Annotated in this window: 17 protein-coding genes and 1 pseudogene; 7 read left to right on the top strand and 11 right to left on the bottom strand. The window is 62.9% G+C overall.

Annotated features, from left to right (window positions below; all coding sequences use genetic code 11):
- Window positions 1–40 precede the first annotated feature (40 nt).
- Window positions 41–844 (bottom strand): MOSC domain-containing protein, encoded by an 804-nt coding sequence (locus M2396_RS01350; RefSeq protein WP_188036425.1) that lies wholly within the window; start codon window positions 842–844, stop codon window positions 41–43.
- 63 nt (window positions 845–907) lie between these two features.
- Window positions 908–1,843 (bottom strand): chemotaxis protein CheV, encoded by a 936-nt coding sequence (locus M2396_RS01345; protein ID WP_101321223.1) that lies wholly within the window; start codon window positions 1,841–1,843, stop codon window positions 908–910.
- 344 nt (window positions 1,844–2,187) lie between these two features.
- On the opposite strand from M2396_RS01345, the gene M2396_RS01340 reads away from it, so the two are divergent.
- The 3 genes from M2396_RS01340 (at window position 2,188) to M2396_RS01330 (ending at window position 4,549) form a co-directional block, all read left to right on the top strand.
- Entirely contained in the window at window positions 2,188–2,628 is a 441-nt protein-coding gene (locus tag M2396_RS01340) for a histidine kinase (RefSeq protein ID WP_259072443.1), read from the top strand.
- A gap of 375 nt (window positions 2,629–3,003) precedes the next feature.
- The gene (locus M2396_RS01335) at window positions 3,004–3,900 is read left to right on the top strand and encodes a sensor histidine kinase (protein WP_150570737.1); all 897 of its coding nucleotides are present in this window, start codon (window positions 3,004–3,006) and stop codon (window positions 3,898–3,900) included.
- The gene (locus M2396_RS01330; RefSeq protein WP_259072441.1) at window positions 3,890–4,549 is read left to right on the top strand and encodes a response regulator transcription factor; all 660 of its coding nucleotides are present in this window, start codon (window positions 3,890–3,892) and stop codon (window positions 4,547–4,549) included. The genes M2396_RS01335 and M2396_RS01330 overlap by 11 nt, the downstream gene beginning before the upstream one ends.
- On the opposite strand, the gene yegS is transcribed toward M2396_RS01330, so the two are convergent.
- Window positions 4,533–5,420 carry a lipid kinase YegS gene (gene yegS / locus M2396_RS01325; protein ID WP_150570736.1) on the bottom strand — a complete coding sequence of 296 codons (888 nt, stop codon included), beginning with the start codon at window positions 5,418–5,420 and terminating at the stop codon, window positions 4,533–4,535. The two genes, M2396_RS01330 and yegS, sit on opposite strands and share 17 nt — an antisense overlap.
- 291 nt (window positions 5,421–5,711) lie before the next feature.
- Between yegS and M2396_RS01320 the strand changes: the two genes are divergently transcribed.
- The gene (locus M2396_RS01320) at window positions 5,712–7,169 is read left to right on the top strand and encodes a mannose-1-phosphate guanylyltransferase/mannose-6-phosphate isomerase (protein WP_259072439.1); all 1,458 of its coding nucleotides are present in this window, start codon (window positions 5,712–5,714) and stop codon (window positions 7,167–7,169) included.
- A 57-nt stretch (window positions 7,170–7,226) separates the two neighbouring features.
- A complete protein-coding gene (locus M2396_RS01315; RefSeq protein ID WP_150570735.1) occupies window positions 7,227–8,474 on the top strand; it encodes a glycosyltransferase family 4 protein in 1,248 nt (415 codons plus the stop codon).
- Here M2396_RS01315 and glp read toward each other — a convergent pair.
- Window positions 8,463–9,650 carry a gephyrin-like molybdotransferase Glp gene (gene glp / locus M2396_RS01310; protein WP_181107974.1) on the bottom strand — a complete coding sequence of 396 codons (1,188 nt, stop codon included), beginning with the start codon at window positions 9,648–9,650 and terminating at the stop codon, window positions 8,463–8,465. The two genes, M2396_RS01315 and glp, sit on opposite strands and share 12 nt — an antisense overlap.
- A 22-nt stretch (window positions 9,651–9,672) precedes the next feature.
- Complete coding sequence (moaB, locus tag M2396_RS01305; protein ID WP_103438039.1) at window positions 9,673–10,212, bottom strand: molybdenum cofactor biosynthesis protein B; 540 nt, start codon at window positions 10,210–10,212, stop codon at window positions 9,673–9,675.
- Window positions 10,213–10,394: 182 nt separating this feature from the next.
- Between moaB and M2396_RS01300 the strand changes: the two genes are divergently transcribed.
- Window positions 10,395–10,616, top strand: a complete 222-nt coding sequence (locus M2396_RS01300; protein WP_150570734.1) for a YgdI/YgdR family lipoprotein — start codon at window positions 10,395–10,397, stop codon at window positions 10,614–10,616.
- A 164-nt stretch (window positions 10,617–10,780) separates the two neighbouring features.
- Here the strand turns inward: M2396_RS01300 and M2396_RS24230 are convergent, their stop codons facing one another.
- From M2396_RS24230 to M2396_RS01290, 3 genes and pseudogenes are all read right to left on the bottom strand, one after another.
- Entirely contained in the window at window positions 10,781–11,485 is a 705-nt protein-coding gene (locus M2396_RS24230) for a methyl-accepting chemotaxis protein (RefSeq protein WP_409035087.1), read from the bottom strand.
- A 228-nt stretch (window positions 11,486–11,713) separates the two neighbouring features.
- Window positions 11,714–11,824 (bottom strand): annotated as a pseudogene (locus tag M2396_RS24225) (hypothetical protein); the annotation flags it as partial.
- A gap of 765 nt (window positions 11,825–12,589) precedes the next feature.
- On the bottom strand, window positions 12,590–14,353 hold the full coding sequence (locus M2396_RS01290; protein ID WP_259072435.1) for an ABC transporter transmembrane domain-containing protein: 1,764 nt from the start codon (window positions 14,351–14,353) through the stop codon (window positions 12,590–12,592).
- 266 nt (window positions 14,354–14,619) lie between these two features.
- Here M2396_RS01290 and M2396_RS01285 point away from each other — a divergent pair, with 266 nt between their 5' ends.
- Complete coding sequence (locus M2396_RS01285; RefSeq protein WP_178080784.1) at window positions 14,620–14,787, top strand: PA1571 family protein; 168 nt, start codon at window positions 14,620–14,622, stop codon at window positions 14,785–14,787.
- 95 nt (window positions 14,788–14,882) lie between these two features.
- Here the strand turns inward: M2396_RS01285 and pdxB are convergent, their stop codons facing one another.
- The 3 genes from pdxB to M2396_RS01270 form a co-directional block, all read right to left on the bottom strand.
- Window positions 14,883–16,025: a 4-phosphoerythronate dehydrogenase PdxB gene (gene pdxB / locus M2396_RS01280; RefSeq protein ID WP_259072432.1), complete on the bottom strand. Its 1,143-nt coding sequence runs from the start codon at window positions 16,023–16,025 to the stop codon at window positions 14,883–14,885.
- A 60-nt stretch (window positions 16,026–16,085) separates the two neighbouring features.
- The gene (gene tusA / locus M2396_RS01275; protein WP_101321253.1) at window positions 16,086–16,328 is read right to left on the bottom strand and encodes a sulfurtransferase TusA; all 243 of its coding nucleotides are present in this window, start codon (window positions 16,326–16,328) and stop codon (window positions 16,086–16,088) included.
- 75 nt (window positions 16,329–16,403) lie between these two features.
- Window positions 16,404–17,807, bottom strand: a complete 1,404-nt coding sequence (locus tag M2396_RS01270) for an aspartate aminotransferase family protein (RefSeq protein WP_150570731.1) — start codon at window positions 17,805–17,807, stop codon at window positions 16,404–16,406.
- Window positions 17,808–17,866 lie beyond the last annotated feature (59 nt).

The following is a 17,866-nucleotide window of genomic DNA, read 5'->3' as shown; positions in this document are numbered from 1 at the left end:
AGCCCGCTGCCATCGGCTGCAGCGGGCTTGAGCTGGCGGCTTACTCCAGCACTTCTACCGGCATGCCCACGGCAATCTCACCCGGCCCATCCACCGCCAGGTTCTGCCCGAACAGCACATCGCCGTCACGCTCACGAAATGTCTTCAGGGTGGCCAGCGGTTCGCGGTCAGCACTGCGCTCGCCCGTGTGCGGGTCAAGGGTAGTGAATATGCAACGAACGCTGGGTTTGAGGATGCGATAAGTCAGCGCACCGATGCGGATCCGTTTCCAGCCGTCTTCGGCAAACGCTGCGCTGCCCTGCACCACCAGATTGGGCCTGAAACGCAGCATCTCCATCGCCCGGCCAACTCGCCGGCTCAGCTCATCCAGTGATCCCTGGCCGATCAGCAGCAACGGAAAGCCATCCGGAAACGCCGCACGGTCGCTGTTCAAGCCATAGCCGCTGGGCAGGTAACGCGCGCGCGGCTCGGGGCAATACACCAGCCGCACCGGCTTGCCGAGCAGTTGGCTCAACCACAGCGCAGCAGCGTCGCCTGCGTCTGGCACGCGCAAGGTGTCGCGCCAGATGGTCACACCGCGCAAGTCTTCGTCGTCCGCCGGCACGGCGACCAGCAGCGGTGCCTGCCCTGGCGTCTCCAGCAGCAGATCACCACTGGCAGCGACCGTGGCACTGAGCTGACTCAGCAGTGGCCAGGCGCGCTGGGTCAGGAAGCGTCCGTTGCCCTCCTCTACCACCAGCCAGCGGCGGTCGCCTTCCAGGCCGAGCAGACCTACCGGCGAGGCCTGCAGGCTTTGCGCCCGACACGACTTCACCGGATACCGATACAACTCACTTACAAACATCCCTGCCCGCCTCATGCCAGTGCAAAAACGCCTAGCTTATACCCAGCAGGACGCGTGCAGGTATCAGGCCGGCGCGTGATCAAGCATCAGGCGCTGCCGCACCACCTCTACCAGACGGTCTGGCTGGAATTTGGACAGGAAGTTGTCACAGCCGACTTTTTTCACCATCGACTCGTTGAAGCTACCCGACAACGAGGTATGCAGCACTACGTACAGGCCACGCAGACGCGGATCGCTACGGATCTCGGTGGTCAGGCGGTAGCCGTCCATTTCCGGCATTTCGGCGTCGGTGAAAATCATCAGCAGTTTTTCACACAGGTCTTCACCGGCATCTGCCCAGGCCTTGAGCATGCGCAAGGCCTTCAGGCCATCGCTGGCCACATGCAGTTTTACGCCCAGTTGCGACAAGGTATCGCGCAACTGCGCCAAGGCCACGGTGGAATCGTCGACCAGCAATATCTCGCGGCCGCGCGCCTTGGCCAGTACCGGATCGGCAAGCTTGTCGCCGGACACCTTGGCGTTGTACGGCACGATCTCGGCCAGCACCTTCTCGACGTCGATGATCTCGACCAACTGTTCTTCGACCTTGGTGATCGCCGTCAAATAATGCTGGCGACCGGCACTGGTCGGCGGCGGCATGATGGCTTCCCAGTTCATGTTGACGATGCGATCGACACCGCCGACCAGAAACGCCTGCACCGAGCGGTTGTATTCGGTGACGATGATGGTGCTGTCCGGGCCTGGTTGCAGCGGGCGCATGCCAATCGCCTGGGACAGGTCAATCACCGGCAAGGTCTGCCCGCGCAGGTTGACCACCCCACACACATAAGCATGACGCTGCGGCATCAAGGTCAACTTGGGCAGCTGCAGCACTTCCTGCACCTTGAACACGTTGATGGCGAACAACTGACGGCCCGCCAGACGGAACATCAGGATTTCCAGGCGGTTCTCACCTACCAGTTGCGTACGTTGGTCTACAGTGTCGAGAATGCCAGCCATTGGAAGCCCCCAGGCGCGTATCGGGAAAATGTAATCATCTGCTCTATATCGGCGGGTAAACCGGCAGCTTGACCCTCGTCAGCAAATCCAGACCAGGCGATTGATATCATTTTACCATCATGCTTTACTGCTTCGACACTTTCAGCAACACCTGTTACGGCGGCGTAACCAGCAACGCCCCTCAGGGTTTCCCCTATGCCGCGATCAGGCCTAACCTGATGTTCGCGATATCCATTAGCCATTAATGTGACGCCATTCTCATTGCATGAATGGAGTCAGGCTTTTGCTAGCAATCGTTTCGGTGTTGCCCAGCCCGCTCCAGCCCACCGTGCTGGAGGCTCAGGATGGATAGCTGCGTGCCGCCCGGCGCCGAGCTGCCGGAATTCCTGCGGGATGCACAGCGCTTGTTGAGCCAGGCGCAGGAGTGCCTGCTACACCTGCAACTGATCGACAATGATCCAGATGCCTGCCGGTGCCTCAACGACACCCTCACCAAGCTGGCCAAGCGCGCCGAGCAACTGGGCCTTGACGAGGTCGCCCACTACAGCTCCGCCCTGCACCATCTGCTCGCACCTGCCTGCGGCCAGCGACACCTGCATAGCACAGCACTGCCGGCAGTCGAAGCCTGCCTGAACCTGCTGGACTGGCAACTGGAGCTGGTCGATGCACAAACCGGACAACTGAACCTGGACCGCAGCGAGCAGGCAGTGCTTCTGGATGATCTGGCCAGCGCCCTGCAAGGGTCAGCCAGGTCGCCATCGGAATCACCGCCAAACGTACAGTAAGTTCGGCATTCGTCTGCAACTAAGTCAATCAAGCTGCATTTATCAGCCAGACACTTGGCAAGTTCCGAATGGCCGCTTGAGTAATAGTCGTTAGTTGCAGTGCTCGATTATGCACGCACTCGCCAATGCTGGCTTTTTGATAGTTATGCCAGACCCGGCCAGATCGTTTTGAGCCCGTGAATACGGCGGTTTGAGACCCCTGAGCAAGGCGACCAAACACAACTTAAGTGATACCATGCGCGCCAATGAATGCAGCCCATGCAGATAGCCGTCAATTGAACAGATGCTTTTAATTGATTGTGAGCAGGACGCCAAAGCCGCTGACTAGACACGTGCAAGGCCTCCAATAGCATTAACTCAGTGGCTTTCCAATTTATGTTCCCACGTTTGAATCTTACCCCGCGCCACTGCTCTCGCAGCGCCGTGGCGCGCTGGACGACCGCGGCGCTATGCGTGGCGTCACTGAGCGCTAACGTGGCACTGCACGTAAAAGCCTTGCCGATGCCGATCGGCCTGATCCTGCTGCAGATGGCGGCCCTGCTTGGCGCCGCCTGGCAATGGCACCAGTGGGCCCGCTCGATCAGCCTGCGCCCCGCAGAACTGGCCGAGCGCATGCTCAAGGTCCAGGAGAACGAACGCCAGCGTCTGAGCCGTGAATTGCATGATGATATCGGCCAATTGCTCACAGCAGCGAAGCTGCAGTTGGACTGGCTCCAGCGGCGCCTGCCAAGTGAGCTGCTGAGCCATGCCAGCAGCTTGCGCAGCACCCTGGATGAGGCCTTGAACAGCGTGCGTGATGTTGCCGCCCTGCTTAATCCGCGCCAGCTGGCAAGCCTCGGCTTGGAAGCCAGCCTGCGCGAGCACCTGCTGCGCACGCTGAACGATAGCGAGGTGCAGTGGAGCCTGGAGTGCAAACAGCGCCTGACCGGGATCAACGACGATATCAGCATGGCTGCGTTTCGCATCACCCAGGAGGCTGTCACCAACATGCTGCGCCACGCCAGCGCGCGCAATCTGCGGGTGCAGTTGCAGCGCACCGCTGCGGGGCTGGCCTTGACCATCGAGGATGACGGCTGCGGATTCATCCCCAACAGCGATCCGGCTGCGGCCGGTCAGCGCGGTATGGCCGGCATGCATGAACGCGCCCGCGCGTTGCACGGTAGCCTGAGCGTGTACAGCCAACCGGGACGGGGCGCCCGCATCGAGGCCATGCTGCCGTGGCCAGCCCGCACTCAAGAACGCGCCAGGACCTTTGCCAGCCATGACCTGTAGATTACTTCTGGTCGATGACCATTCGCTCATTCGCGCGGGGGTGCGCGCGCTCGTGGCGGACATCGCTGGCTATACGGTGGTTGGTGAAGCGGATGACGGCGGCCAGCTCAACGCGCTTGTCGAACAGCTGCAGCCGGACATCGTCCTGCTGGATATCTCCATGCGCTCTACCAGCGGCCTTGACGCCTTGACCCAACTGCGTGCCAGCGGTCATCCCTGCAAAGTGCTGATTCTGTCGATGCACACTGATCCGGAGCTGATCATGCGTGCGCTCGAATGCGGTGCGCATGGCTACTTGCTCAAAGACACCAGCGCTGTTGAACTGGAGCAGGCGCTGAGCGCCTTGCGTGGGGATGAACGCTATCTCAGCCCAGCGATCGCTCACACCGTGATCAACCAGGCCTTGCTGCGCGTGCAGAACAGCCGCCAAAGCATCAACGACCGACTTAACCTCACTGCACGCCAGCTGGAAATCCTGCGCTTGATCGTACGCGGCAAATCAACTCGGGAAATAGCCGGCGGCCTGGGCCTGTCGATCAAGACCGTGGAGACCCATCGCTCCCAGATCATGAAGCGCCTGCAGATCTACGACGTCGCAGGCCTGGTGCTGTTTGCCGTGCGCGAGAAGATCATCAGCCTGGACGACTGAGCAGCGGTGAATCGGCTGGCAGGTGCACACGCAGTGCTGCTGGGACGGCTTCGAAGCGCAGACTTTCGCCGTGCATCGGCTCACCATCCAGGTTGATATCCAACCCCTGCGCACTTTTTATTTCGACCCACGGCAGGCGCGCACGCACGTACAAGCCCTCACCACCGATCAGCTCTTTCAGCGCACCGACCACCTCCTGCGGTGCGGGCAAGATGCCGATATCGAGCAGGCCGTCGTCAGCCAGCGCCTCGGGGCACAGCTCATGCCCACCTCCGGCCTGGCGGCCATTGCCGATACCCAACGCCAGCACATCGCCTTGCCAGTGAAAATCCGGCCCGGTCAGCTCGACTGCAGCGGCCTGCAGCTCACTGAAGCGCGACAGCCCGGTAAACAAGTAGGCCGCTGCGCCCAGGACTTTCTTGAGGTCCTCGGAAGTGTTGGCCGTGACCTGGCTGCCGAAGCCGCCAGTAGCCATGTTCAGAAACAACTGATCACCGGCCCGCCCCAGGTCGATGGCGCGTGCGGGCTGGTCCATCAAGGCCAGCGCCTGGGCTGGCTCTAGCGGTATTCCGGCCGCTTTGGCGAAGTCATTGGCAGTGCCCAGTGGCAGCAGCACCAGGCTGGCCTGTGTCGCGGCCAGGCCCATGGCTTCGGCGATATCGCGGAGGGTGCCATCACCACCACCGGCGATGATGTGGCTGTACCCTGCTGCCAGGGCTTCAGTGACCAGCCGCTGGGCGTCGCCGCCCTCCCAGGTCAGGCGCACATCGAGCTGCCAGCCTTGCTCGCGCATGGTGCCCACAGCGGCTCTGACATCCTCGTTCATGGCTTGCTTGCCATGCAGCACCAACATCGCCTTGCGCTCGCTCATCCGTTCCACTCCGCAAAAATACCTATCCCAATCTCGACCATGGCCGAGGGCAAATTGCTGCATACAAAGAGCGCTTGCGTCAGAAAATAAGCGGGTTTAACACAAATGTCATTGAAAGCCGGGGCGAGCAAGCGCATCATCGACAAATAATTGGCCATCACGGAGGATGCCGCTAATAAATGTCGGTTTTTTGACTTATTGCCTCGCCGTACATCTGACAGATCGCCTGAGTTTATGGCGAAGTCCCTTTGATCGCGCTGCCCTCAGCGCCCCCGCTTCGAGGCTGTGATAATGAGCGTTCTGATCCCTTGCATCATTGCTGGCGGTGCCGGCACCCGATTGTGGCCGGTTTCCCGTGAAGCCATGCCCAAACCGTTCATGCGCCTGGCCGATGGTGAAAGCCTGCTGCAGAAGACCTTCGTGCGTGCCAGCGCCCTGCCGGGTGTCGAGCGCGTGCTGACAGTGACCAACCGCGACGTGCTGTTCCGCACCCAGGATGAATACAACCGGGTCAACAGCTTCAATGTCGCGCTGGACTTCATTCTCGAGCCATGTGGCCGCAACACTGCGCCGGCCATCGCTGCCGCCGCGCTGCACTGCGCCAAGCAGTATGGTGAGGATAGTCTGCTGCTGATCTTGCCGGCAGATCATTTGATCGAAGACATCCAAGCCTTCGAACAAGCGGTCGCCCAAGCGGCCCAGCTCGCCCATGACGGCTGGTTGAGCACCTTCGGCTTGCTGCCCAGCCGTGCTGAAACCGGCTTTGGCTATATCGAGCAAGGCGAGACATTGGGTGAGCGCGCGTACAAGGTCGCACGCTTTGTCGAAAAACCGGACGCCGCGACCGCTCAGGCCTACCTGGACGGCGGCCGCCACCTGTGGAACGCCGGCATGTTCTGCCTGCGCGTCGACGCCGTGCTGCGCGAGTTGCAGACCCACGCGCCCGAGGTGCTGGAAACCGTCGCCCATTGCCTTGAGCAGAGCGTCAGCAAACAAGGTGAGCGTGCCCTTCAGGTAGAACTGGACCCGGACACGTTCGTTCTGGCGCCGGACATCTCCATCGACTACGCGTTGATGGAGCGCTCCAGCCAGGTTGCAGTGGTACCGTGCGAGCTGGGCTGGAGCGATATCGGCAGCTGGGAAGCAGTACGCGAACTGCGCCAGACCGACGCTCAGGGCAACTACGCCAATGGCGAGACCGTACTGCATGATGTGAGCAACTGCTACATCGACTCGCCGCGGCGCCTGGTCGGTGGCGTGGGCCTGGACAACCTGATCATCATCGACACCCCCGATGCGCTGCTGATCGCCGATGCGGCGCGCAGCCAGGAAGTCAAGATCATCGCCCAGCAGCTCAAGCGCGAGGGCCACGAAGCCTATCGCCTGCACCGGACCGTGACCCGGCCATGGGGCACCTACACCATCCTCGAGGAAGGTGCGCGGTTCAAGATCAAGCGGATCATGGTCCGCCCCGGCGAATCGCTGTCGCTGCAAATGCACCATCACCGCAGCGAGCACTGGATCATCGTCAGTGGCATGGCCTGCGTGACCAACGGTGACGAAGAGTTCCTGCTCGACACCAACGAGTCGACCTTCATCAAGCCAGGCCGTACCCACCGCCTGACCAACCCGGGGGTGATCGATCTGGTGATGATCGAGGTGCAGAGCGGCGAGTATCTGGGCGAAGACGACATCGTGCGCTTTACTGATATCTACGGACGCGTCCCGGAAGAAGCCGCCATCGGCTGAACCTGTGCGGGCGTGCCTTGCCATCCATGACCCAACCGTCAGCGAGGATTTGGGGCGATGCGCATACTTTGGACTTTGCCCTACCTGCCCTGGCCAACCACCAGTGGCAGCAAGACCCGGCAATACCACCTGCTGCGCGAACTGGCGCAGCGTGGTCACCGGATTACCTTGCTGGTGCAGTCCAAGGTGCCCCTCGGCGACGCCGCCCGCACTGCCCTTGAACCCCTGCTCGAGCGCCTGATCGTGCTGCCCAGGCGCGCGTTGCACAGCCCACTCAACCTGCTTGCTTCGCCGATCATCGATTACCCCATGCGGGCGATCATCCATGGCCTGGCTCCTGCCCTGCGTCATCAGTTCGAACAACTGCTGGACGAGCCCTGGGATGTTATCCAGATCGAGCACAGCTACAGCTTTCAGCCCTTCGAAAAAGCTCTGCAGGCCCGCGGCTTGCCCTACATGCTCAGCGAACACACGCTGGAGTCGGTGATGGGTGCGGCCTGTCACGACCGCCTGCCGCTGTGGCTCAGGCCTCTGAACGCATTCGACCGTTGGCGCTACCGGCGCTGGGAGCAGCGGGTGCTGCGCCAGCCCTCGGAGGTGGTCGCGGTGAGCCCGCATGATGCCGAGTTGATCAGCCAGATCAGCGGCCGGCCGGTCAATGTGGTGGTCAACGGCGTTGATTGCGACTACTTCGAACAGGTGCGCCCCGCCGCGCACAGTCAGCGCCTGCTGTTTGTCGGCAATTTCGAGTATGGCGCCAACCTCGAGGCTATCGAGTGGGCGCTGGAAGAAATCCTGCCGCAGGTCTGGCTGAGCAACCCCGCCGTGCGACTGGCGATTGCCGGGCACGCCCTGCCGGCGAGCTGGAAGCTGCACTGGAACGACCCGCGTATCGAATGGATCGGCTACCGCCCCGACCTGCGCGAACTGCAGCGCCGCTCCGCGCTGTTTTTTGCCCCGCTACGGTATGCCGGCGGCTCCAAAGTGAAGATTCTCGAAGCCATGGCGGCCGGCCTGCCGGTGATCACTACCAGCAAGGGTGTGTCGGGACTGGCGGTCAACAACGGCGAGCATTATCTGGGCAGCGATGACAGCGGCCAGTTGGCGTTGCAGATCACCCAGTTGCTCAACCAGCCGTGGCGGATGTGTCAGCTGGGCGAAAGCGGCCGCCAGTTCACCCGCCAGCGGCATGACTGGAGCGTCGTCGCGCAGCAGCTGGAGAGCGTGCACACGCGCTTGACCCAGACGCTGCCAAGCACCGCCCCAGCGCCAGCGGCGGTGATTCTGAGGCGCTCAGCCAAGTAGTTCGCTGAGGGGGATGAAACTGACGTTGTCGCCCTGTTGCGGGGTGCTGCCTTCGCGCACTTCGACCAGACCTTCAGCCCACGCCGCGCTGCGCAGCACACCCGAACTCTGGTTCTTGTAAATGCGCACGCGGCCGTCTTCGATACGTGCGCGCAGGTACTCGCGGCGCGTCCCGGCCTTGGGCCAATCGAACCCGGCCGGCACGCTGAACTGCAGCGGCGTGACATTTGCCACGCCCTGGCGACGCAATAGATAAGGTCGCGTCAGCAGGCCAAAGGTGACCAGGGTCGAGGCCGGGTTGCCAGGCAAGCCGATCACCGGTACACCGCGATAATGGCCAAAGGTCAGCGGTTTGCCGGGCTTGATCGCCAGCTTCCACAGCGCCAGCTCGCCGGCTTCACGCAGGGCGATGCCGAGATAATCAGCCTCGCCTACCGAAACCCCGCCCGTCGAAAGAATCAGGTCAACGTCAGCCAACCGCGCCAGGCAGTCGCGGGTCAGTTGCAGGTCGTCAGCCAGGATACCGGCATCGACCACTTCGCAGCCCAGACGTTGCAGCCAACTGGCGAGCAGGCGACGATTACTGTTGTAGATCTGCCCCGGCCCCAGGGGCAAACCCGGCTCAACCAGTTCGTCACCGGTCGACAGCAGCGCCACGCGCACCTTGCGCACCACTTCAAGGCGCGCATGCCCAAGCGTCGCCGCCAGGCCAAGTTCAATCGGCCCAAGCCGAGTGCCAGCGCTCATGACCTGCTCGCCAACGCGGGTTTCCTGGCCCTGCGGACGAATATTCTGGCCCACCCGCAACGGCTCGCTGAAGGTTACCCGGCCGTCATCCAGCACTTGGGCGTTTTCCTGCATTTCGACACAGTCGGCGCCCTCGGGTAGCGGCGCACCGGTGAAAATCCGCGCGCAGGTCCCGGCCTGGAGCGGCTGCGGCGCATGCCCGGCAAAGATCCGCTGGCTGACCGCCAGCGGCTCGCCGTGCCAATCAGCCAGGCGCAGGGCGTAGCCGTCCATGGCGCTGTTCGGCCAGGGCGGCAGGTCCAGTGCGGCCACCAGCTCGGTGGCCAGCACGCGGCCTTCAGCGTCCGCCAAGGCAACCCACTCGGTGTCCTTGATTGGCGCTGCTTCGGCCAAGGCCAGCAGACGTTGCAGGGCCTCTTCGACCGGCATCAATGGCCGGCTTGGGGCGGGTTCAACCACGGCTGTCACAGGCCGCTGCCTGCTTCAGATGAGGGACAAAGTTGCACGGGCGATGACGCGCGTCGAGCTGTTCGGCAAGAATGCCGTCCCAGCCGGTGCGCACGGCATTGGTCGAGCCCGGCAGGCAGCACACCAGCGTGCCATTGGCCAGACCAGCCAAGGCCCGGGACTGGACGGTCGAGGTGCCGATGTCGGCAAGCGATATCTGCCGGAACAATTCGCCAAAGCCATCGACCTGTTTATCCAGCAGGCAGGCGACCGCCTCGGGCGTGCTGTCACGGCCGGTGAAGCCGGTACCGCCGGTGATCAGCACCACCTGCACCTGGTCGTCGGCAATCCAAGTCGCAACCTGAGCGCGAATCCTGTACAGGTCATCCTTGAGCAGCACCCGCGCGGCCAATTGGTGACCAGCCTCGGTGAGACGGTCGACGAACACCTGGCCAGAGGTGTCGGTTTCAAAAGTGCGGGTATCGCTGACCGTGAGCACGGCAATGTTCAGCGGCACGAACGGGGTGTCTGCCTTGGCTTTCATAGGGGCTCCAGCGCAGGGAAGGAAGAAGATGGCGCCTGTTATATCACAGCCCGCACAGCGCCGAACGCGACGCTTGTTCTCGGTCAATGTCAGCCTGCTGTGACTATGCTGCACTGGCTGAGGAACTTGCGCGGACACACCGCGTCATAAAACCATCAAGCACCATCGACAGGAGAGACACGATGATTCAACGGACCCTTCCCGCCTTTATTCTTGCACTTGGCCTCGGCGCCCTCGCCGGCTGTGCTTCGCCAACCGTGATCACCTTGAACGACGGCCGCGAAATTCAGGCGGTAGATACTCCAAGCTATGACGACGATTCCGGCTTCTATGAAATCGAGCAGCTTGACGGCAAGCGTACCCGCATCAATAAAGATCAGGTTCGTACTGTCAAAGAGCTCTGATCTGCGCTAATGCTAAATCGCTGGGGCCGCTACGCGACCCTTTCGCGACACAAGGCCGCTCCTACAGAGACCGCGCATTCAGGTAATACGCGGTCGGCGTAGGAGCGGCCTTGTGTCGCGAAAGGGCTGCGTAGCGGCCCCGGCAATTCTGAGTCGAACAAAGTTCACACCCCCAGCCGCGCCGTCACCTGCCCCAACTGCCCGGACAATCCATGCAAACGCTGCCCAGCCTGCTCGGTATGCTCGACCGCCTGCTGATTGGCCGTGGCGATGCGGGTGATTTCGATCAAGTTGCGCGAGATGTCCTCGGCCACGCTGGTCTGTTCCTCGGCTGCCGTTGCAATCTGCCGATTCATATCGCGAATCGCCTCGACCGCCTGGGTAATCCGCTGCAGCATCTGCCCCGCATGCTGGACTTGTTCGGCGCCCTCCTCGCTGCGCCGCTGGCCGCTCTCGATCGCCTTGACCGCCTCCACCGCTCCTGATTGCACCGCGTCGATGATCTGATTGATCTCGGCAATCGAAGCCGCCGTGCGCTGGGCCAGGCTGCGTACTTCATCGGCGACCACGGCAAATCCGCGCCCGGCCTCTCCGGCACGCGCCGCTTCAATCGCGGCATTGAGTGCCAGCAGGTTGGTCTGTTCGGCGATCCCGCGGATGACTTCAAGCACTTTGCCAATGCGCGTGCTGTCGTGCTCCAGGTCGCGAATCACTGCAGCGGTACCGGCAATCTCGCGGTTGACCCCGGCAATGGTCTCGATGGTTGCCTGCATCACCTGCTCGCCCGCCTGGGCACTGTGATCGGCATCGTCGGCAGCGTGGGCGGCCTGGGCAGCATGGCGCGCGACCTCCTGCGCAGTCGCCGACATTTCATGCATGGCCGTGGCCACCTGATCGGTGCGCTGGAACTGATCCTGGGTGCCCCGCGCCATGTCGCCGGCAAGGTTGCGCAACTGGCCACTGGCGCCTTCCAGTTCTTCGGCGTTGTCCTTGAGCCGGCCGATGGTCTCGGCAAGAAAATCACGCAAGGTATTTGCCGCACGCGCCAGGCGCCCGAGCTCATCTTTACGGCGATCATCAACGCGGGCGGCGAAACGTCCTTGGCTGAGCTGGGCCACGTAGTCGATCAACTGGCGGATTGGCTCGATCAGGCTGCGGTTGACCAGCCACAGGCTGAGCAACCCCACCAATATGGCTGAGCCGAGCATGACCAGCAGACCGATCCACACGGTACGCTGGGCGCTGTCATTGATGATCGCCGCACGCTCGCGGGCCTCACTGCGCAGTTGCTCGACCAGCGCGCTCATCTGCTCACTGGCGGCGCGGTCGACACCCTTGACCGCCGCATCGCCTGCCACCGGGTCGCCGCCGGCGGCCAGAAACGCCTCACGCCCCTTGCTGTAGGCCTGGCCCAACTGGCGATGGCTGTCGCGCAGCTGGCGCAGTGGCGCCGTCAGCTCGCCATCGCTGTCTGCCAGCAACTGCGCCAGCAGGCTCTGCACCTGCTGCTCGCGGCTCTGAAACTGTTGCCAGTACTTGTCCAGCTCGGCCGGTTGGCGGCCGCGCAGCAGCACGTTCTTCCACTCCTGCACCTGGATCTTGAATTGCAGATTGGCCTCGTCGATCAACTGTGACGCGCGCAATGGGCCATCGACCAGCTCGGCATAGCTGCGCACGCTGGACGACAGGAACTGGAAGCAAACCAGCGCGATCAGCAGCATGGCGATCAGGCTGCCGCCCAGCAGAGAGAGAATTTGCACGCGAAGGGATTTACGCAACATGCGGGTCTCGAGAACAAGGAGAGAAGAAAACGGCGCTGCAGGCAGCACCACGACAGACATCCATGTCCTCGTTCGCAGGGCAAAAAAAAGCTGCCATCAGTCGATAGCAGCCAGGTCGAGCACTTACGCTGAGGCAGATAGTCTCAGGCCATTGCTACAGAAATGTGACAGATCAGCGACGTGCCTCCAATTTCAGCTCGAGGTGAACTGCAACTGCGCCAACCGCGCATACAGTGGGCTTTCTTCGATCAACTGGCGATGACTGCCCACCGCCACAATCTGGCCCTTGTCGATCACCGCGATGCGGTCAGCATGCTGCACGGTGGCCAAGCGGTGCGCGATCACCAGGGTGGTACGGCCCGCCATCAGCGCGGGCAGAGCCTGCTGGATCAGGTGCTCGCTCTGGGCGTCGAGGGCACTGGTGGCTTCGTCGAGCAACAGGATCGGCGCATCCACCAGCAGCGCCCGGGCAATCGCCAGGCGCTGGCGTTGACCACCGGACAAGCCGACCCCGCCTTCCCCAAGCAAGGTCTGATAACCCTGCGGCAGCTGCTGGATAAACTCCTCGGCATGCGCCCCGCGGGCCGCGGCCTGCACCTCGGCGAAGCTGGCATCGGGGCGGCCATAGCGAATATTGGCCTCAACCGAGCCGCGAAACAGCGCAGGGTTCTGCGCCACCATCGCGAACTGGCTACGCAACAACAGTGGGTCGAGACTGGTCAGTGCCTGGCCATCGAGGAGGATGCTGCCTTGTTGCGGGTCATAGAAACGCAGCAACAGGTCAAACAACGTCGACTTGCCGGCGCCGGACGGACCAACCAGCGCCAAGGTCTGGCCCGGTTCGATCAGTAAGCTAAGGCCATCGAGCGCCGCCACGGTCGGCCGCGACGGGTAGGCAAAGCGCACCTCGCGCAGCTCGATGCGACCGCTGGCGCGCGGGTTGGCCAGGCCCGCGCTCAGCGCCGGCGGCAGGATCGTACTCTGCGCTGCCAGCAACTCGGCGATCCGCTCTGCCGCCCCAGCCGCGCGTTGTAGCTCGCCGATCACCTCGCTGAGGGTGCCAAACGCGCTGCCGACGATCAGGCTGTAGAACACGAATGCGGCCAGCTCGCCACCGGAGATACGCCCGGCGATCACGTCCATGCCGCCCACCCAGAGCATTACCCCGACAGCGCCGAGCACCAGCACGATGACCAGCGTGATCAGCCAGGCCCGCTGGGCAATCCGCTGCCGCGCCACATCAAAGGCTGCCTCGACCGTGTCGGCAAACCGTTCACGGTCGAGGTTTTGGTGGTTATAAGACTGCACGGTCTTGATCTGGCCGAGGGTCTCTGCGACATAGCTACCGACATCGGCGACCCGGTCCTGGCTCTGCCGCGACAGGCTACGCACCCGTCGGCCAAACAACAGAATCGGCGCCAGCACCAGCGGCAGTGCCAGCACGACGATGCTGGTGAGCTTGGGGTTGGTGATGAACAGCAACACCACGCCGCCAATCACCATCAAGGCGTTGCGCAGGAACATCGACAACGACGAGCCGATCACCGATTGCAACAAGGTGGTGTCAGCGGTCAGCCGCGACTGGATTTCCGAACTGCGGTTGTCCTCGAAAAAGCCCGGATGCAGGCCGACCAGGTGGTCGAACACGGCGCGGCGGATATCGGCCACGCAGCGCTCGCCGATCCACGACACGAGGTAGAAGCGACTGAACGTGCCGATCGCCAGTGCCAGCACCAGCAACATGAACAAGCCGAGGGTCTGGTTGAGCTGGTGCGCAGAACCGGTCATGAAGCCTTGATCGACCAGCAGGCGAATGCCCTGGCCCATCGACAACGTGATCGCAGCGGTGACGACCAGCGCGAGCAGTGCCATTACCGCCTGCTTGCGGTAGGGACGCAGAAACCGCCAGCTAAGGCGCAAGGCGCGGCGCTGACGTGAGGAGACAGGTTCGGTCATGACTCAGATCATTCAGGCGAAGAAGCAGCAAGCCTACCATCCATCTGCACAGGCTGAACTTTGCAGCGGTTGTCAGGATCGCAGAAAAGGACATGCCATTGGCCAGCACAGCAGAGCACAGTAGCAATAGCTTATGGTTCTAAAGTGCTGGTGGAGCTTTGCCGAGCTTTCTGTTGGACTAGAGCAGTCGTGGCGGCACAGACAATGTCATACGCCAGTCACGACCCGTGGATAGGCTTGGTTTGAACCTGATGAGGAGACAGCACATGCAGCAGCACAGTGAAACGCACGCCAACCAGCAAGCGCAACCGCAGCCGATTTGCGGCTCGATCATCGACGACCAGGGCCGCGAAGTGGCAATTACCCCTGAGATGATCAAACAAGCGTGTGAAGAGCTGGAAAAAAGCCGAGTGGCGCTTGCCGAGAAGAATTGATTGGATCACAGCAGCGTGGCGCTCAGTTAGCTAGTTGAGCGCTGCGCGGGCTGGATTGGGGCCGCCAAGCGGCCCCTGCTTTACTACACTACTGGCTAAACCAGAACCGCCCCCAGCGCATTGATCATCTGCGCCAACTGCGCCGACTCGCCGCGCACCTTCACTGCCAACCCTTCGATTTCCCTGCGCACGGGGTAATGCTTGCGCAGCAGGTCAAAGGTTGCTCGCTGCTCGATCGGATCCTCGCTCAAGCTACGGCGCATGTCGGCATCGTCGCGGCGCGGGTCGTAAACTGCTCGGCAGACCGTCGCCAAGGCCACGGCCGGATCACTGGCCGCATTCAGCTCTATCTGGACCAGGTCGCGTTCCGGCAGCAGATCGGCCAACTGCACAGGCGCCGGCACGCCGCGCCACTGGCAAAATGCCTGATAGATCTGCGCCGTACCGCGCTGCTTGCCGTCGAGGCTGTAACCGGCAATGTGCGGCGTCACCAGCGTGCACAGGTCGGCCAGTTGCAGGTCAACCTGAGGTTCACCCTCCCACACATCCAGGACCGCGTGCAGATCGTCGCGCTGCAGCAGCAACTCACGCAGCGCCCGGTTATCCACCACCGGCCCGCGACTGGCGTTGATCAGCCACGCGCCCGGGCGCAACCGCGCCAGTTGCGGGGCGCCGAGCAAGTGCCAGGTGGGGTGTTCGCCGTCGCGCTGCAGCGGAGTGTGCAGGCTGATCACATCACACTGCTCGAGCACGCGATCGAGGCTGACGAAATCGCCGCCTTCCGCCGCCTGTCGCAGTGGGTCACACACCAGTACTTTCCAGCCCAGGCCATGCAGCACCCGCACCAGACGCTCACCAACCTGCCCGGCACCGACCACGCCATAGACCCGCTCGGCGAGGTTTTCACCCTCGAGCTCGGCCAGGGTCAGCAGGCTGCCCAACACATAGTCGACCACGCCACGGGCATTGCAGCCAGGGGCGCTGCTCCAGCGGATACCGGCCTCGGCGAAGTAGTCCAGATCCAGGTGATCGGTGCCGATGGTGCAGGTACCGACAAAGCCGACCTTGCTGCCTTGCAGCAGTTGCCGATTGACATCGGTTACCGAGCGCACCAGCAGCACGTCGGCATCTTGCACGCACTGAGCATCGATGCTGCGGCCAGGGTAGCGGCGGATCTCGCCGAATCCGGCAAAAAACGCGTCGAGCAGCGGGATGTTTTCGTCGGCAACTATCAGCATGGCGCTCTCCTGTCAGGGGCCCGCAGTGTAGGCCCTGCGCCGGGCGCGATCCAGCGCGGCTCAATCGGCCTTCTTGCGAATCCAATACAGATAAGTGCCAGCCTGTTCCTGCTGCTCAAGCAACTGATGGCCGAGGAAGGTGCAGAACTTGGGGATGTCACGCTGGGTCGACGGGTCGGTGGCGATGACCTTGAGCAGGCCGCCGGCAGCCAGTGCGCGCACCTGTTGATGCAGCATCATCACTGGCTCCGGGCAGTTCAGGCCGCTGGCGTCGAGGACGGCGTCGGGGGTGTAATCGGTCATGGGCTACTCCGTGAATGGCCGACCATTGTCGCTCAAGCCCGCCCCCAGAACCATCCTCGACGCCTTTTCGGCGAATTAGCCGCAGCTCCCCAGCGCAGCCTGCAAGGCCTCGGCAAAGCGCTGCGCGACCTCGTCGACCTGCTCGGCAGTGATGATCAGTGGCGGCAGGAAGCGCACCACTGCGCCATGCCGACCGCCGAGTTCGAGAATCAAACCGCGCTTGAGGCACTCGCGCTGCACCTTCGGCGCCAGCTCGCGGGCCACCGGCGGATGCCCGCGGGTGTCGAGTGGCCCATTCGGCTCGACCAGCTCGACGCCCAGCATCAGGCCACGCCCGCGGATATCGCCAAGCTGCGGGTAGCTGCGCTGCAACTGCTGCAGGTGGCCACGCAGACGTTGGCCCATGGCCTCGGCGTGGTCTGCCAGGCGATGCTCGAGCAAATAGTCGATGACTGCCGAGCCCGCCGCCATGGCCATCTGATTACCGCGGAAGGTGCCGGCATGGGCGCCCGGTTTCCACGTGTCGAGCCAGTCGCGATAGACCACCACGGCCAACGGCAGGCTGCCGCCAATCGCCTTGGACAGGGTCACCACGTCCGGCACGATGCCGGCATGTTCAAAGGCAAACATCTTGCCGGTGCGGGCAAAGCCGCTCTGGATCTCGTCGACGATCAACGCCACACCGGCCTGCTCGGTGATGCGCCGCACGCCCTGCAGCCATTCGATATCGGCGGGGATCACGCCGCCCTCGCCCTGTATCACTTCGAGGATCACCGCTGCCGGCAGCGGCACGCCGCCCTCCGGGTCGAGCAGCAGATTCTGCAGATAATGCAGGTTGGCGCGCACGCCTGCGGCACCGCCGAGGCCAAACGGGCAACGGTAGTCATACGGATACGGCATGAACTGCACACCGTTGCCCAGCAACGCGCCCAGCGGTTGCTTGGGCCCGACGCTGCCCATCAAGCTCAGCGCCCCCTGCGACATGCCGTGGTAGGCACCCTGGAACGCCAGCACCGTGCTGCGACCGGTCGCCGTGCGCACCAGTTTCAGCGCAGCTTCCACCGCGTCGGTGCCGGTCGGGCCACAGAACTGGACCTTCGCCTCACGCCGCAAGGCTTCGGGCAGAATGGCAAACAGGTCCTGGACAAAGCGGTCCTTCACCGGTGTGGTCAGGTCGAGCGTATGCAGGGGCAGTTCATCGGCCAGCACACGCTGGATCGCCGCCACCACCACCGGGTGATTGTGGCCCAGCGCGAGGGTACCGGCCCCGGCCAGGCAGTCGATGAACTGCCGCCCTTCGACGTCCTCGACATAGATCCCGCGGGCGCGCTTGAGCGCCAGCGGAATCCGCCGCGGATAGCTGCGCGCATTGGACTCCTGCTGCTGCTGGCGCAGCAGCAACGGTGATTCGGCGAATTCATACAACGGCTGCGGCGTGGCAAGCGGCAGGATCTGGGCAAGGCTGGAAGCGGTCGACATTGAAGAGTCCCTTGCAAGCGAAAGGTGGCATCGCTTGAAATACGCTTCAGCCCGTCACG

The sequence above is a fragment of the Pseudomonas sp. BIGb0278 genome (assembly GCF_024809895.1).
Lineage (GTDB): Bacteria > Pseudomonadota > Gammaproteobacteria > Pseudomonadales > Pseudomonadaceae > Aquipseudomonas > Aquipseudomonas shirazensis.
The sequence above is the reverse complement of the archived record's forward strand: the minus strand, read 5'-3'. Positions and strand labels throughout refer to the sequence as shown.

What these genes read in the sequence shown, in the direction of transcription:
- M2396_RS01350 (WP_188036425.1), bottom strand. Translation starts at nt 844, where the DNA reads ATGTTTGTAAGTGAGTTGTATCGGTATCCGGTGAAGTCGTGTCGGGCG.
- M2396_RS01345 (WP_101321223.1), bottom strand. Translation starts at nt 1,843, where the DNA reads ATGGCTGGCATTCTCGACACTGTAGACCAACGTACGCAACTGGTAGGT.
- M2396_RS01340 (WP_259072443.1), top strand. Translation starts at nt 2,188, where the DNA reads ATGGATAGCTGCGTGCCGCCCGGCGCCGAGCTGCCGGAATTCCTGCGG.
- M2396_RS01335 (WP_150570737.1), top strand. Translation starts at nt 3,004, where the DNA reads ATGTTCCCACGTTTGAATCTTACCCCGCGCCACTGCTCTCGCAGCGCC.
- M2396_RS01330 (WP_259072441.1), top strand. Translation starts at nt 3,890, where the DNA reads ATGACCTGTAGATTACTTCTGGTCGATGACCATTCGCTCATTCGCGCG.
- yegS (WP_150570736.1), bottom strand. Translation starts at nt 5,420, where the DNA reads ATGAGCGAGCGCAAGGCGATGTTGGTGCTGCATGGCAAGCAAGCCATG.
- M2396_RS01320 (WP_259072439.1), top strand. Translation starts at nt 5,712, where the DNA reads ATGAGCGTTCTGATCCCTTGCATCATTGCTGGCGGTGCCGGCACCCGA.
- M2396_RS01315 (WP_150570735.1), top strand. Translation starts at nt 7,227, where the DNA reads ATGCGCATACTTTGGACTTTGCCCTACCTGCCCTGGCCAACCACCAGT.
- glp (WP_181107974.1), bottom strand. Translation starts at nt 9,650, where the DNA reads ATGCCGGTCGAAGAGGCCCTGCAACGTCTGCTGGCCTTGGCCGAAGCA.
- moaB (WP_103438039.1), bottom strand. Translation starts at nt 10,212, where the DNA reads ATGAAAGCCAAGGCAGACACCCCGTTCGTGCCGCTGAACATTGCCGTG.
- M2396_RS01300 (WP_150570734.1), top strand. Translation starts at nt 10,395, where the DNA reads ATGATTCAACGGACCCTTCCCGCCTTTATTCTTGCACTTGGCCTCGGC.
- M2396_RS24230 (WP_409035087.1), bottom strand. Translation starts at nt 11,485, where the DNA reads ATGTCGGCGACTGCGCAGGAGGTCGCGCGCCATGCTGCCCAGGCCGCC.
- M2396_RS01290 (WP_259072435.1), bottom strand. Translation starts at nt 14,353, where the DNA reads ATGACCGAACCTGTCTCCTCACGTCAGCGCCGCGCCTTGCGCCTTAGC.
- M2396_RS01285 (WP_178080784.1), top strand. Translation starts at nt 14,620, where the DNA reads ATGCAGCAGCACAGTGAAACGCACGCCAACCAGCAAGCGCAACCGCAG.
- pdxB (WP_259072432.1), bottom strand. Translation starts at nt 16,025, where the DNA reads ATGCTGATAGTTGCCGACGAAAACATCCCGCTGCTCGACGCGTTTTTT.
- tusA (WP_101321253.1), bottom strand. Translation starts at nt 16,328, where the DNA reads ATGACCGATTACACCCCCGACGCCGTCCTCGACGCCAGCGGCCTGAAC.
- M2396_RS01270 (WP_150570731.1), bottom strand. Translation starts at nt 17,807, where the DNA reads ATGTCGACCGCTTCCAGCCTTGCCCAGATCCTGCCGCTTGCCACGCCG.